Source organism: Mycobacterium sp. NGS63 (genome assembly GCF_059812295.1).
Map to the genome: position 1 here is coordinate 65,716 of NZ_JCALCJ010000001.1, position 13,425 is coordinate 79,140.

Here is a 13,425-nt window from a genome sequence, read left to right on the forward strand (position 1 = left end):
CGCTAGGTCGCCCGGACGAGGTACGGCCGGAAACTCCCGCGGCGCCGGCTGCTCGACTTCGGCGGGTGCGCAATGGTCTCAACGAACAGCGCGAGTTGGATCAGCTCGTCTTGGGTCCATCCCCGCTTGACGATTTCGTCGAGCGCCTTGAGGATGCGATCTCTGGGGGCGCCGATCGGGTCATCCCTGCTGGTATCCGGCATGGCTGTGCCCTTTCATTCGGTGGAACCGGAACTTACTCAGCCTCACCGACAACCCGTCAGGTCATATCTAGGTCACGCCACCAGATTTGAGGCCGTAGAACCGCCTCTGAAATGCACGAATATTGGTGCGCGATACTGGGATTGAACCAGTGACCTCTTCCGTGTCAGGGAAGCGCTCTCCCGCTGAGCTAATCGCGCCTGGGGGGTCAAAACTGGAGGTGGAGACGGGAATCGAACCCGTGTGCACGGCTTTGCAGGCCGTTGCCTCACCACTCGGCCACTCCACCGCTGGGGATTGATGCCACTTGCACCTTCGAGCGGATGACGGGATTCGAACCCGCGACCCTCACCTTGGCAAGGTGATGCGCTACCAACTGCGCTACATCCGCGCGCAACGACCGAGATCGTCGCCCGTTGCGAAGGACGACGATAGTCCACCTCAGCGGGCCCGCACAAATCTCTTGGTCGTGTTGCCGCTCTAGGCTAGCGCGCCCCGCAAGGCACGTGGCACATTCGGCGCTGTCGGCATCGTGCTACCCTTCGACACCGTCCGCCTCTCGGCGCCGGTCCCGTGGCTCAGTGGAAGAGCGTCCGCTTCACACGCGGAAGGTCGCTGGTTCGATCCCAGCCGGGACCACAAGTATCAGTGCAGGTCAGAAGGTATTTTGACCGTCATCACCGTCATGCCGTGCGATTAGCGTGAGATCCAGCGTTCGGAGTCGGGTTTGCTGGATGACGCGCCGCCCATCGTCCGAAAATGGCTGGTTACGAGTCGTTACGCTATCGAATTATGGTGGCGCGCGACGGAAATGGCTGGTGCCGGTCGGCTCATGGAAAACGGTATTTCGGCCGGTTTGGAGCGGCCGGTCTTTTGCTCGTTGCGCCGCTGCCACACGGTGAGCCAAATGACCAGCCAGCTACGCCAGCGGTGCTTTTGCAGCGTCGTGGCTGGTGGACCCAGCACGGCGGTTCGTGGGGCCTGCCAGGTGGTGCCAGAGACAGCCACGAGAGCGCCGAAGCCGCCGCGATCCGCGAAGCCCGAGAGGAAACCGGGATGGACGCGGCTCAGATCACGGTGAGGGCATCTGTGGTGACGGCTGCGCCGCCTGGCACCGGCTGGACTTACACGACCGTCATCGCGACCGCCGCCGAGCCACCTGCGGCCAGTCCGATGGCCGAGAGCGCTGAGCTGCGCTGGGTGCCGATAGCCGCCGTGACGACGCTGGCGCTGCACCCCGATTTCGCGGCTAGCTGGCAGCACCTAACCGCCCTGGTGGCAAAAATTACCGGCAATTTGATGCCAATTCGTCTCTGAAATAGCCGACACGCCGCGACAACCCGCAAGCGGGACAGCAATTGACGCCAGTCGCGCGTAATATTGCCGCCAAAGCGATTCATTCCGATTAAGCAATCTAAAAGCGAGGCTTTCCACCATGGCCGCGAGGGCGATTCTTTCCCGCCACGGGATTATCACGATTGACAGCATTCCGGTAGGACCGATTTTTGGCGGCACCCAACCACAGTACGGAATTAACGTACACGGCGATATGCTGGTAACTCAGCTCGCGGACGGTAGCGATTTGAACGCGGTTTATCAGGAATACCGCGACTTGCTCAATCTGTGGAATAACGAGCGGTCTCGTCTGACTGATCTTCTGACGTTCACGACCGCTGTCAGCGGCGAAGCTGTCCCACAGGACATGGAAACCGGAAGCTTTGAAGAGGCAACGGATTTGGGTGTGCCGAAGTCGGCGGGATCGCCCGCCGCTTTGCCTCTTGGATACACCTTCAAAGACTGGGACTTGGCCGGAAGGTTCTCGTGGCGGTTCCTTCGCGATGCTGACCGCCGCCAAGTCGATTCGGTTATGAACGGCATTTTGGCCGCTGACAATAAACTTGTGACCGGCACGATTTTGCGCGCGCTGTTCACCAACTCGCGCAAGCACAATGAACACGGCATGATCGTTTACGATTTGTACGACGGCGCCGCGCCCGGACCGCCGTCCTATCTTGGCCGCACGTTTGACGAAAGCACGACGCATTACATCGCCAGCGGGGCCTCGCAGATCGACGCTGCTGATATCGAAGACGCAATTCGGCTGATTACCCGTAAGGGATATGGGACTGCGACGGGCTCAAAGATATTGGTTCTCGCTAATCCCGACGAAGCCGAACACATTATGGCTTTCCGAGCTGGTGAGGAATCTCGGCCCAAGGAAGGTGCGGAGACTTCCGGCCCGCTGGCTTCCTATGATTTCATTCCGGCCAACGACGCGCCGCCTTTCATCACCGCAGCGGGGGAGTTGGTTGGTGAGCAGGTGCCCGGTCAGATTTGGAACGTGAAAGTCGAAGGTTCTTATGGTCCTACGCTTTTGGTTCAATCCGACTTCATTCCCAGCGGTTATCTCGCCGTTGTCGCGAGCTACGGCCCGAACAGCCCCTACAACGTGATTGGTTACCGCCAGCACCCGAATACTGCCTATCAGGGATTGCGCCACATCGCAGGCGAAGGCGCTTACCCGATTGTCGGAAGTTATCACCAGCGCAGCTTTGGTGTTGGTGTGCGTCAGCGTGGCGCAGCGGTTTGCGTGAAAGTCACGACTGGAAGCTACACCGCGCCGAGCGCGACCCAGATTCCCGTATAAATCAGGTCGGGGCAAATCGTGAGGTTTGACGCCAGAAGCATAGCGAAACGCAAAGGCGCAAGCGAATTTTCGTTCGGTTCCGGCTTGACGCCGCCCGGTCTGGAAACCGCTCCGCCCGCCGAAGGCGGTCGCTATCACGGTAAAACCCCGTCGCCGGAACGCGATATGCGTGCGGAAAATCGCACGCCGCCTAACCGGCATGGCGGTGTGTCGCGCAGGTACAGGTGAGTGCAGGGGAGACGGTCATGGCAACGAAAAAGCAGAAGGCCGCGCGCTCCCGCTTTGCGAAGCAGGCCGGCGCGAAGTCAAGCAGGAAGGTCGGGCGGCGCGCGAAATCAACTGTACGGCGACGGAAAAAGCGTTAGATGACCAAACGCCGGCCAAAATCCACATCGACTCGGTCAGCCCGCGTCTACCGTCGTGACGCGCATGGCCGGTTCGCTTCGGGCACCGCCTCGCCGGATGCCGCCAAGCTGCAACGCCGGGTGCGCCATCGCCGGATAGCCGTTGCCGGTGCTGCGGTCGCGAGCGTGGCTGCTGCCAGCCAGGCGCATCCGGCGTCGAGGACCAGGACCACGCTCACCCGCCGCCGCATCGTGAGGGCTCACGTTGCCCGAGCTGCATCCGATCACCGAAAGTCGGTGACGCTGCGGGCTCGCGCGTTGCCGCATCGGCCCACGGCTGGCGCGGCGTTCCCGAAGTCAGCTCGCAAGGCCGCTCACACCGAAGCGCGCAAGCTCACGCGTGGATTCCGCCGTCAGGTGAAGCGGAGCCGCAAGGCGCGTCGGCGGTGACCCGACTGCCGGGGAAGATCTGTTGCTAGGGGGAGAGCAACCGGAGGTTCGCGGCTTCGGCCTCCACATACTGTGTCGCGCTGTCACTGAGGGTCGCGACGAACTGCCCATGGAAGGCCCCCGCCTGGGCGCTGGCAGCGTGGAAGGCAGCCGAGTAGTCGCCAAAAACCTTAGCGACGGCGGTCGAAATCTCATCGGCACCGGCCGCGAGCAGGGTTAAGGTTTGGGAAGCGGCTTGGGCTATGGCGCCTTGGAGCGCGGCGCCCATGTCCGAGAGGTCATAGGCCAGCCGGATCAACAGGCCGGGTGCGACAGAGGTCGTCTGCTGGGAGTTGATTACCGGCGGGTTGGGCGGGTTGTCGGTCCATGACATGGTGTGGCAGTTTAGCTGCAAGGCACGACGGCGCAACTGAATCGCTAGGACGCGGCGTCTTTCAGAACATGCCTGCCCAACGTGCGCAGGGACGTCGGCGTTCTGCGCTACGGTTTTCGGCGATGAGCGCTTTCGTCGCGTGGACCGCTGAGCCAAATATCAACGTCATCGAACACAACCCGGTGCCCGACTGGTTGCAGATCGCGGCAGCAACCGCGGCGACCCTGGGCGCGGTAGGCGTGATCGCCGCAGTTGCCACGTTCTGGTTTCAGTGGTTCAAATCGCGCCAAGACCGCGAGGACCGTAGGACACAAGCTGACGCGGAACTTCAGCGTCACGAGGCCCAGATTGCTGCGTTGAGACAGGCTGAAGACGACCGGCTTGCCGCCCAGGCGCGCAGGATAGTTCCGGCAATCTTCCGGGGAAACGTCGTCAGTAACACTTTGTGGAACCTCAGAATCGATAATCACAGCACGGATGTCGTCTCTGAAATGAAGATCGATATCATCATCCGTGACGGTAGCGGAAATATCGTTCCGCATGGCTACCGCCTCGCTAATAGGGAAACGCTTGGTGAAATTATGGCGAGCGTGTTGATGCCGGAATTCTCGCGGGCTATGAACGCGCTCGCAATGGTTTTCAACCAGTACATCGAACATATGAGACGTGGTGTCATGTCGCTAGCCGATCCCAACGACCCCGCCCAAATGGCGGCAATCCACGCGGAGTTCGAAGGCAGATTCGACCAGGTGAAGTTGGAACTAGACGATCAGACGGCCGCAATCCTTCAAGCGCAAGTCAACCACGCCGTTCAAACGCGATTGACCGACGACTGGCAGACGTTCCTAGCGCCGGGACAATTCACTGCCATGGCTATAGAAACAACATCGCCTGATTATATTCCTCATCTCCAGATACGATTCGAAGACGCGTCTCATTACCGTTGGCAGCGAACCGACACGGAAGGCCCAAAGCGAATTCATGAACCGGACATGCAGGACTAAACAAGCGAGGAACCACATGGCGGATTACGCAACCGAATACGAAGTTCAGGTGCTGAGGCGGGAAGTCGCGGGGCTGAAACGGGAAACCGCTGATCTGAAACGCACGGTTAGTCAGCTCAAGCAGGACGTTATCAACGTGCGGATGCAGCTAAACGGTCTCAAGCGCTAGCCGCTGCCCACTTCCTTCGGCATCGGGTTAGGCGCGGCGATGCCGCTGGGCGCCCGCTAGCCTTGCGCTAATGCAATGATCGCTTGCATATTGTCGATTTGCGCAGCGGCAAGCAGGTGAACAAGCTTGTTGACGTGCGCAAATTCCGCGTCGAAGTCGTTTGGAATGCCGGTTTGGGCATACTCGACCATGTAGTCGCGCAAAGCTAGCCAGCCTGTTCGTTCCGCAGGGAGGTTGAGCTGCTGCAAACCGGCGGCGGCGCCGGGGTGGGGCTGCATTCCCATGGGGGCTTCCCTTTCGTTGGCGGCGGATGGAACCCCGGCCAGGCTATCGAAGGACGCCGACAGGGCATGGGTGTTTTCACACCGCTTCGGCGTGGCTCACGGCCACACACGCCCGCGAACGCGGTGCCGGTGGTGTGATCGGACACGCGCGAAGGCTTTAAACGCAAAGAAAACAGATGACTTCAATTTAATGCCGAATAAATGCTTACGCGCCACGCCGAATTACCGACCAGCCTTGGCGATAGGGTGGAGTTTCGGTAAGTTGCGTTTATCGGGGTCGTACAGGCCGGCAAACCAAACAATCACGAAAGGCCAGGTCAATGGGCCGAGGTACCACCGCGCCAACTTCAGGCGCGAATCCGCAATTAAAAACCGATATGAACAAGAAACTTCAGAAGAGACTTTTGTCGACGCAAGAGGCTGCAACATATCTTGGAATCTCAATTCCGACGTTTCGGCGGTATAGAGAGATGGGACGAATCCCGTTCAAAAAGGTTGGCGATAAGCTTTACAAGTACGAAGTTGCTGACCTAGACGCATTCGCTCGTAAGGTCGGTGCGTGATGGACCAGACCGAAGCCCGCCAACGCTTCGATGCGTATATAGACCGCACCGCCCAGAAATATGGTTACGGAAGCGGCGAAGTTGAGTCTGCGCGAAGAGTTGCGGCCGGAACGCTGCACGCTATATCGGCGCGGGTAAGCGATAAGCCGTTGTATGCGAATAGAGCCTTGGTTGATGCTTATGCAATTACCGATTCTCAAGCTGCATCATCAGTGTCCCAATGGTTAAACGGTGAAGCTGGCCGGAAGCTAAAGTGGCTCAGTTTTTTAGACCAAGGCGACCCGTGGGTAAATCAGATCATAGAAAGAGCCGCTGGAACGGAAAGCGGTTTCGATCTCGGATTGAACATCGGTCCCGGTGAGCTGGTCGCCATCAGGCAGGGCCATACCTGGAAAGTCGATCGTCAAACCAGACTCGATGACGTAATCGGGTTCGTATCGCAGGAACTTGCGTGCGATTTGGATATTTTTGCGAGCACGGCACTTGGGTCATGTATGCAAGACCACAACAAGCTTCTAGATGGCCGGAAAAAGCTCGATGCTGAAAAATATCTAGCAAGCACAAATCCACACCAGCGCGAGTATATAAATGAGCATTTCGTTACGGTGCCTTTTGCTCGCGGCGGTGTTATATTGCTGGCGCGCGTATGCAGAGGATGTTTGCAAGCTTTTGTCGCTATCAATCAGATCGACGTTAGCAAGCTAGAAATCATCGAACCTAAACCATCGGGTTTCGGCGCCGTAGGCGGCGGGTCGATCGAGCCGAGCGAATATCTATGGGATAAAACCGTGTTGGCGCAAGTGGCTGATGAATTCGAAGCTCGTAACGGTCGCAGACCATCGTTAGTCGAACTTCAAAAGGCGCTAAACGGCGCAAAGTTCGTCGGTGAGAGAAATAAAGATGAAGACAAACAGAAACATGATTGACCGGCTTGCGACCGAATGGCGCGGCGGGTCTGCGCAGTAACACCTGACCGCGCCGGTAAATTCGACGAGAACAAAGGGCAAGCCCCCTACCCAGGAACGATGAGGAAACCGGACAGGGGGCCGAATAGATCAGGTGGAGGACCGATCTAATGTCAATTCAACCACAGACCGCCGATAGCGGCCAATGTGAAACGCCGCTTATCCCTGCCGTTAGCGGTCTGAACGCTTTTGACGCCGCTGTGGCGTACGCCAACGCGGGCCTTTGCGTATTGCCGGTGAAAACCGGCAAGCATCCTGGCAGCATCGTTGGTCGTGGTTGGCCAGAACAATCCACGCGCGATCCTGACGTTGTTGAATACTTTTGGGATTTGAACCCTGATGCCGGTATCGCAATACATACGGGGAAATCTGGTCTAGTTGCTTTCGATCTGGATGTTGATTTGATCCGCGACGAAATCAGTTGGCTGACGCTTGGGCGCTTTCAGCGAACCCGCCGCCATGGCGGTGCTCGCGGCCACTACGTGTTCGCCAGCTCCGAGATTTTCGTGTCCGGTGACCTCAAGCTCGCGGATGGCACTTCCGCTGGGGAAATCCGTTCCGGCAATACCGTGATCATCGCCGAACCGTCACCGCACGCCAAAGCCGACGAGGGCGGCGAGTATCGGTGGCTGTCGATCGGCATCGTGCCGCCATTGCCTGATGAAGCGCGGGGCTACCTGCGACCTCTTGGGACCGCCAGGGCGGGTGGTGTGAACACGATAGAGGCGACCGGCGAGCTTGTCATAGAAGCGCTGGCCGATTGGACCGGCAATAGCCGACCGAAAGCCCTGACCGGCCCGGTCAAAGCGATCCGCGAAGCGAGGTCGGGCACCCGGAACCTGACCCGCAATGCCTTACGGATTGCGGCGTGTGAGGCGCGCGTCGGTTTCTACCCGTTGTCCAGCGCGGTTGCGGGTGTCGGCGCGGCGATGCTGGAAAGCTACAAAAAGCGCGGCGAACCTGCCAAGTTCGATCAGCACGAATTCTCGCGCCTGGTGGCCAACGGCGTCGGTTACGCATTGAGCCGCAGCCGCAAAGAGATTTTGCAAGAGGCAACCGGCGACTACGGCACTGGTCACCGCAACGGTTCACGGCCCGTCAGGCGTTTCGCTTACCGAACCCAGCGCGGTCGCTTCGGCTATTCAGCACAGAAGAGGCGGCCAGCGTGAGCGGCCAAGACGACGAACCCGAAAGCAGCACGGACGGTTTCAACCTGGATCGAGAGCAATTCGCCGGCCTTTGGGGTCAGTACCCAGATGACGACGAGTTGGTCGCCGATCTTAGCGACGCGCTCAGAACGGCCCGCATACGCGCAGCGGTGCGCGAGCATGAGGCCGGGCGAGGCTGGACACCGCCACCGAAACCGCTCTCGCTCTACGAGCAGCTAGACGAGGAAACACCCGAGGTCGATTACATTTTCGATGGGCTGTGGTCGGGCAACCTGCAACTGAACGCGCAGAAAAAGGCTGGCAAAACCACGCTGATGATGAACGCGGCGCGGTCGCTGGTGACCCACACCCCGTTTCTCGGGCGATTTGACGTCAACACCGACTCTGACTGCCGCGTGGCGTTTTTGAATATGGAGCTGCCGAAAGCTCAGTTCAATCAGTGGTTTTCGGATATGGGTCTGCCCGATGAGGCGAAAAAGCGCCTTGTGCCTTACCACGGACGCCAGCACGGATCGCTAGATTTCAGCAACCCTCGCACTCTCAGCTGGTTGACCAATTGGCTTCGCGATGAAGCGATTTCGGTCGTGTTTCTTGATCCGCTGGTGGCGTTCTACGACGCCGGTCGGTGGGGTAACGGCGATCCGAACACGACCTTTTTAAGATGGTGGGCTGTCTTCGAAACCCTTGTGCTAGAGGCGAATTTGCGCGGATCATGGATCGGTCACCACACCGGGTTTTCCGAAGACGCCGCCAACCGTGGACGTGGCGCCAGCGCGATGGGCGACAAGCCCGACATGAGCATGACGCTGCGCTATGAACCCGGTGGTGACGGTAACTACACCGATGCGCCGCTGGACACGAAGCGCTATATCGGCGTTTTCGGTCGCGACGTCAACATCTCCGAATTCGAAATCGACTATGACGTTCAAACCCGCATCTACAGCGCAACTGGCGGCGGCAGCCGAGTTTCCGAATCCGGGGAACTGTGGGCGCTGAGGCTTTATGACGCGATGGCGGCACGGCTCAAGCGCGGGAAACGTGGCGATCTGACCGCCGACGATCTCATGATGGAAGTCGGAGTGTCGGCAACCGGCAGGCAAAGCGCTGAGGTGCGGCGTGGGCGCAAGCTCGCGGTCGAACGCGGCTGGCTGGACGAGCGCACACAGGGCAAGGCCAAGCTGTTCCGGTTGGGCAGTGCGGTGCCGATGAGCCGAGGTGGCGCGAAGGTGATCCCGATGAAGGCGAGCAAGACGGGAGGGTCGGGCGGTGTCGATTAATCACTTAACCACGCTTAACCATCGATTTCCGGTTAACCGTTTTCGCTTAATCCTTCCCCTAGGAGGATTAAGCGTTATGAACCGATGACCAGGTGTTTCTTAACCATCGGGCGATGTCGGTTAACCAGGCATCGGACTCGGGGTTAACCGAGGCTGGTATGAGACGAGATGGGTTCAAATCTAAATCATTGTCAAATGACAATCCGCGGAAGGACTAGTTAAATCATGAACGCTAACAAAACGGAATAATAGATCATGAGCGTAGAAGCTTTGGCCACGACCCCGATACTAAGGTGCCGTGCGGATTATTGTGACGGTATAGCCGATCTAGCTGGGTTGTGTAGTGGCCATCGTAGAGCGCTCAGGTTGACGACGAAAATCCAAGACGCTCTATTGGATTTCCTCAATACACGTGATGCGATGCGGCCAGGAACCACACACGACAAAGATATTATTTTGGCCGGCCAGTATTTAGGTGAAGGATTAAGCCTACTGGTTCGAACGCTTTTCAACACAAACGTTGTGTTCGATCAGAACCCGATTTATTCAGATATCAACGACGGGGAGACAAGCTGTCTGCGATGGCGAATCGATTTGCAATGGGAAATAGCAGGTAACGGAGACGATGATGCTTCCAGTTGACGAATACTATGATTCTCTAACCGAGTACATTAACGAAAATTCTGGTTTAGACCCGCTCACAAGTGAACAAGTGCAAGCGATTTGGCATGCACACCAAAAGATGAGACATAACTTCAGCGGTCGAACCGATGAGAATCCGAACCAATCAAAGTGGGATCAGTACAAAGGATCACGGTGTGCGGCTCGCAGAACAGATGGTGAACCGTGCCGAAAGTTCGCGATAGCCGGGGCGAAGGTATGCCGAGTGCACGGCGGAGCCGCAAAGCAAGTCCAGAACGCAGCACGTGTTCGCTTACAGAACGCCGCCGACCGCCTGGCCCGTGAGCTTCTGAAAATGACGACCGACGACAACGTTTCAGATTCGGTGAAGCTCGCGGCCATCAAGGACGCTCTTGATCGCGGTGGGCTCAGCGCCAAAACCGAACTGGAAATCGTGGCCAAGCCCTACGAGAGCGTGTTTGAGCAGATGGAAGTTACCTCTCGCGCTGCACACCGCACCGCCCTGGCGGGCGATCAACCGCGCGAGTTGCCCGCGCCAAACCATGAGCCAATTGAGGCGCAGATCATCGACGATCTAGATGGCGATGACGATGACGGTTTGAACGACTACACCCAACCGAACACACGTGGCTTGCGTGAAAATGGCTCAGCGTTCGACACAGCCTCACCGTTGGACCCGCCTTCGCGGCCACTGGGCGGCCTGATGCCGCTAGAGGATGCCCGCGACGAGATAGCCCGATTGCAGCGTCAGGCTGCCGAGACCAGGCGCGCGGCAATACTTGAGCAGCGAGCTTTGCCGCCGGGTCGCACTGGGTAGCGAAAAGCATTGGAGCACAACGATATTCATACCGCTTGAAAATGCGCATCGCACGTGGATAGCACAGCAATTGCCGAAATGCGCTCTGACCTGGTAATACCGGCTGGTGAAGCATCAGCCGGATTACTCGACCGGGTAGAGCCACGCCCACGTTTCGATGGTCTGTTGTAAATGCTCTGGGTACAGTCGCGGCCTGTCGGTGTCGTCGTCCCAGTTCTGGGCTTGCGCCTCAAACAGCCCCACCGCACACTCTGCCATCGCGACGGCATTGTTTACGGCTTCCGCGACTACCCGAGTCAGGTCAACCTCACCGTTGGGCATGTAATCCGTTATCCACTTAAGACCATGAACCATGCCCGAGCTGACGTTGTAGAACGAAGCAGCTACATCTTCGAATCCAAACGCATTACCGAACGGGCCATCCGGTTCGTGGCGGGGAGGGTGCTTGTCGAGCCATCCCGCAGCCGCCGACACAAGATCAGCGTTACTGATGACCTTGGCCTTCGGAGTTTGATTCATGCCGTCTTCCAACATCTTCAGGCGGTTGTCGAACAACCGTACGTGTTCAAGGAACTTCGCTTCCTCGGTCGGTTGGTTCTTGCCGCCGCCGACCTTGAACCACTTTCGCGATGAAGAATGAAATCCCTTCTGCGCGTTTAGCTCTGCTGCGGTGAAGCGCACACTGAGGCTCCGTCGCATTTCCCGATTCGTGTTCGACAGAAGCCAAATTGTTCGCGCCGACGACTCAGTTGCCATGCGGCTCAACGTCAGCAAAGACGCTGTGTGACTGTTATTCGAGCCTACCCGTCCTTCGGAATCGTCTCTGCCAGCTATTAACTCGGCGATTGCGATAATTCCGTCAATTGCGTTCATGGTCGGAAACGCGGCCGTTGCGCTCACCATGTCACGTGCGTAATCGGTCATGAAGTCAGCATCGTCCAGAGCGAGACTGCTACCGGCGTCGACCAAGTGCCGCATAACACCCATAGCCCACTGTCGCAGCTGCGCACCGCGTTCCGCCTTGGCCTTCGTTCGACCCAAGATTTCTACCATCTGTGTTCTGTGCATCAGAAGCTTCAGAAAATCCATCGGGTTCGGTTCGCTCATCAGGCTGATGCGCTCGACTCGGCGGGCACAACGGCGAGCTTCGGTTTGGCAGCCAGCGCCGAAAGCGCGGCGGCGATCTCAGCATCACGACCGCTCACCTGATGCTGATAGCGAAGCGAAGCTGTCACGGTTGAATGTCCAAGATGGTTCATCGTCTCGACCAGGTTGCCGACGCGAGCGACCTGCGTTCCGGCGAAGTGACGCAAATCGTGAATCCGAATGTGTTGCAAACCAAGAGATATCAGCGCCGGGGCCAAAGCATCACGAATCACCTTGTCGCTCAGATGGCAACCCTTGCGCACTGGCTCAAACAATAACGCTTCGGGGTCATCGTCAACGAACGAATCCAGATGCGCGGCGATATCGTCACGAATGTGCGGTGGTACCACAACGATTCGCGGCTTTCCGCTCTTGGGTGTGTCGATCCGGCAACCTTCGCGATGCGTGAAAGCACGGCCAACGCTGATGACTTCGCAACCTTTACCGATATCTTTGCGTCTGAGTTCGCCGACTTCGCCGTAACGCAAACCGCACCACGCGCTGATCAGCACGAGAGCCTTAAACGGTTCTGGTTTGATCGTGTCGGCAATCTGAGCCAGTTCGGTAACGGATGGGACATTGGCTTGCGTCTTGGATTTGACCGTGGCCGCGCCGTCGATCTGGCAGGGGTTGCGGTCGATCAGCCCATCTTTGACCGCCGTCGCGCAAATCGACTTCAGCAATCCGTAAGCGTGACTGCGAAGCGTTGGCCGGTCGGTAAGCGTTGCGGCATACCAACTTCGCACCGTTTGCGATGTGAGAGCCGAAACGGCGACGTTGCCTAGCTTCGGTTCGATGTGGTCAGTCAGGATCGATTCGTAATGGATTCGGGTGCGCGGTTTGATGTTTCGCTGTTCGATCCATCGCTTTGCGAAATTGCTCAGCGCCTCTTTGTTGACGGATTCGACTTCGGCCCTGGCTGATGGTGAGGTCCAAACCCCGATACCGAGCACCGCGTCATCCATCATGCGACGTTCCCGGCCAAGCCATAGCTCAGCGTTCATTTTCGTTTCGAAGGTGGTCGGCGCGTTGTGACGCTTTCCATCGGGACCAATGTAGGACGCCTGCCAGCGTTTTGATTTGTTGGGAAGCTGGCGGATATATCCCCATCCGCGATGGTTTTTGGTCGCGCTCATTGCGTTTTCCTTTGGGCTTCGTTCGATCCGGTTTGAAGTTGGTTTGCTATGAAACCAGCCGTCTATAGCTGTGACCACGGTGTTTTGCTATCCCATGCTATCACTGTGCGATCCAGCCTTGTATATGCTTGCCGGAGGTTGCCGGAACTTACAGGGATAGTATTCGATGAATGCGCAGGTAGACCGATAAATCAGCTGGTTTTCGCGCTATCGGCGCGAGATGCCACGGCTAATTCGA

At 58.0% G+C, this 13,425-nt stretch carries 15 protein-coding genes and 4 tRNA genes; 11 read left to right on the top strand and 8 right to left on the bottom strand.

Going from position 1 to position 13,425, the window contains the following annotated elements; all coding sequences use genetic code 11:
* Nucleotides 1-2 precede the first annotated feature (2 nt).
* The 4 genes from AC5Y4Z_RS00380 to AC5Y4Z_RS00395 all read right to left on the bottom strand — a co-directional run bounded on the left by AC5Y4Z_RS00380 (nucleotide 3) and on the right by AC5Y4Z_RS00395 (nucleotide 592).
* The gene (locus tag AC5Y4Z_RS00380; protein WP_499960243.1) at nucleotides 3-203 is read right to left on the bottom strand and encodes a hypothetical protein; all 201 of its coding nucleotides are present in this window, start codon (nucleotides 201-203) and stop codon (nucleotides 3-5) included.
* A gap of 123 nt (nucleotides 204-326) precedes the next feature.
* Nucleotides 327-401, bottom strand: a tRNA-Val gene (locus AC5Y4Z_RS00385).
* A 15-nt stretch (nucleotides 402-416) separates the two neighbouring features.
* A tRNA-Cys gene (locus tag AC5Y4Z_RS00390) sits at nucleotides 417-490 on the bottom strand.
* 29 nt (nucleotides 491-519) lie between these two features.
* A tRNA-Gly gene (locus AC5Y4Z_RS00395) sits at nucleotides 520-592 on the bottom strand.
* A gap of 176 nt (nucleotides 593-768) precedes the next feature.
* On the opposite strand from AC5Y4Z_RS00395, the gene AC5Y4Z_RS00400 reads away from it, so the two are divergent.
* The 3 genes from AC5Y4Z_RS00400 (at nucleotide 769) to AC5Y4Z_RS00410 (ending at nucleotide 2,848) form a co-directional block, all read left to right on the top strand.
* Nucleotides 769-840, top strand: a tRNA-Val gene (locus tag AC5Y4Z_RS00400).
* 156 nt (nucleotides 841-996) lie between these two features.
* Nucleotides 997-1,518 (top strand): NUDIX domain-containing protein, encoded by a 522-nt coding sequence (locus tag AC5Y4Z_RS00405; RefSeq protein WP_499960900.1) that lies wholly within the window; start codon nucleotides 997-999, stop codon nucleotides 1,516-1,518.
* A 118-nt stretch (nucleotides 1,519-1,636) separates the two neighbouring features.
* Nucleotides 1,637-2,848 carry a hypothetical protein gene (locus AC5Y4Z_RS00410; RefSeq protein WP_499960244.1) on the top strand — a complete coding sequence of 404 codons (1,212 nt, stop codon included), beginning with the start codon at nucleotides 1,637-1,639 and terminating at the stop codon, nucleotides 2,846-2,848.
* Nucleotides 2,849-3,667: 819 nt separating this feature from the next.
* Here AC5Y4Z_RS00410 and AC5Y4Z_RS00415 read toward each other — a convergent pair.
* Nucleotides 3,668-4,015: a PE family protein gene (locus tag AC5Y4Z_RS00415; protein ID WP_499960245.1), complete on the bottom strand. Its 348-nt coding sequence runs from the start codon at nucleotides 4,013-4,015 to the stop codon at nucleotides 3,668-3,670.
* A gap of 122 nt (nucleotides 4,016-4,137) precedes the next feature.
* Between AC5Y4Z_RS00415 and AC5Y4Z_RS00420 the strand changes: the two genes are divergently transcribed.
* Complete coding sequence (locus tag AC5Y4Z_RS00420; protein WP_499960246.1) at nucleotides 4,138-5,019, top strand: hypothetical protein; 882 nt, start codon at nucleotides 4,138-4,140, stop codon at nucleotides 5,017-5,019.
* Nucleotides 5,020-5,035: 16 nt separating this feature from the next.
* A complete protein-coding gene (locus AC5Y4Z_RS00425; protein WP_499960247.1) occupies nucleotides 5,036-5,188 on the top strand; it encodes a hypothetical protein in 153 nt (50 codons plus the stop codon).
* A gap of 56 nt (nucleotides 5,189-5,244) precedes the next feature.
* On the opposite strand, the gene AC5Y4Z_RS00430 is transcribed toward AC5Y4Z_RS00425, so the two are convergent.
* Complete coding sequence (locus tag AC5Y4Z_RS00430) at nucleotides 5,245-5,472, bottom strand: hypothetical protein (RefSeq protein ID WP_499960248.1); 228 nt, start codon at nucleotides 5,470-5,472, stop codon at nucleotides 5,245-5,247.
* Nucleotides 5,473-5,849: 377 nt separating this feature from the next.
* On the opposite strand from AC5Y4Z_RS00430, the gene AC5Y4Z_RS00435 reads away from it, so the two are divergent.
* From AC5Y4Z_RS00435 to AC5Y4Z_RS00460, 6 genes are all read left to right on the top strand, one after another.
* Nucleotides 5,850-6,035, top strand: coding sequence for a helix-turn-helix domain-containing protein (locus AC5Y4Z_RS00435; RefSeq protein WP_499960901.1), 186 nt, complete (start codon nucleotides 5,850-5,852; stop codon nucleotides 6,033-6,035).
* Nucleotides 6,032-6,961, top strand: a complete 930-nt coding sequence (locus tag AC5Y4Z_RS00440) for a hypothetical protein (RefSeq protein ID WP_499960249.1) — start codon at nucleotides 6,032-6,034, stop codon at nucleotides 6,959-6,961. The genes AC5Y4Z_RS00435 and AC5Y4Z_RS00440 overlap by 4 nt, the downstream gene beginning before the upstream one ends.
* Before the next feature lie 149 nt (nucleotides 6,962-7,110).
* Entirely contained in the window at nucleotides 7,111-8,169 is a 1,059-nt protein-coding gene (locus AC5Y4Z_RS00445; RefSeq protein ID WP_499960250.1) for a bifunctional DNA primase/polymerase, read from the top strand.
* Nucleotides 8,166-9,446: an AAA family ATPase gene (locus AC5Y4Z_RS00450; RefSeq protein WP_499960251.1), complete on the top strand. Its 1,281-nt coding sequence runs from the start codon at nucleotides 8,166-8,168 to the stop codon at nucleotides 9,444-9,446. Before AC5Y4Z_RS00445 ends, AC5Y4Z_RS00450 begins: the two co-directional genes overlap by 4 nt.
* Nucleotides 9,447-9,812: 366 nt before the next feature.
* Complete coding sequence (locus tag AC5Y4Z_RS00455) at nucleotides 9,813-10,088, top strand: hypothetical protein (protein ID WP_499960252.1); 276 nt, start codon at nucleotides 9,813-9,815, stop codon at nucleotides 10,086-10,088.
* A gap of 334 nt (nucleotides 10,089-10,422) precedes the next feature.
* Nucleotides 10,423-10,905 carry a hypothetical protein gene (locus AC5Y4Z_RS00460; protein WP_499960253.1) on the top strand — a complete coding sequence of 161 codons (483 nt, stop codon included), beginning with the start codon at nucleotides 10,423-10,425 and terminating at the stop codon, nucleotides 10,903-10,905.
* A 123-nt stretch (nucleotides 10,906-11,028) separates the two neighbouring features.
* On the opposite strand, the gene AC5Y4Z_RS00465 is transcribed toward AC5Y4Z_RS00460, so the two are convergent.
* Both AC5Y4Z_RS00465 and AC5Y4Z_RS00470 read right to left on the bottom strand, forming a co-directional pair.
* Nucleotides 11,029-12,012, bottom strand: a complete 984-nt coding sequence (locus AC5Y4Z_RS00465) for a hypothetical protein (RefSeq protein WP_499960254.1) — start codon at nucleotides 12,010-12,012, stop codon at nucleotides 11,029-11,031.
* Nucleotides 12,012-13,187, bottom strand: a complete 1,176-nt coding sequence (locus AC5Y4Z_RS00470; RefSeq protein ID WP_499960255.1) for a tyrosine-type recombinase/integrase — start codon at nucleotides 13,185-13,187, stop codon at nucleotides 12,012-12,014. The genes AC5Y4Z_RS00465 and AC5Y4Z_RS00470 overlap by 1 nt, the downstream gene beginning before the upstream one ends.
* Nucleotides 13,188-13,425: the final 238 nt, after the last annotated feature.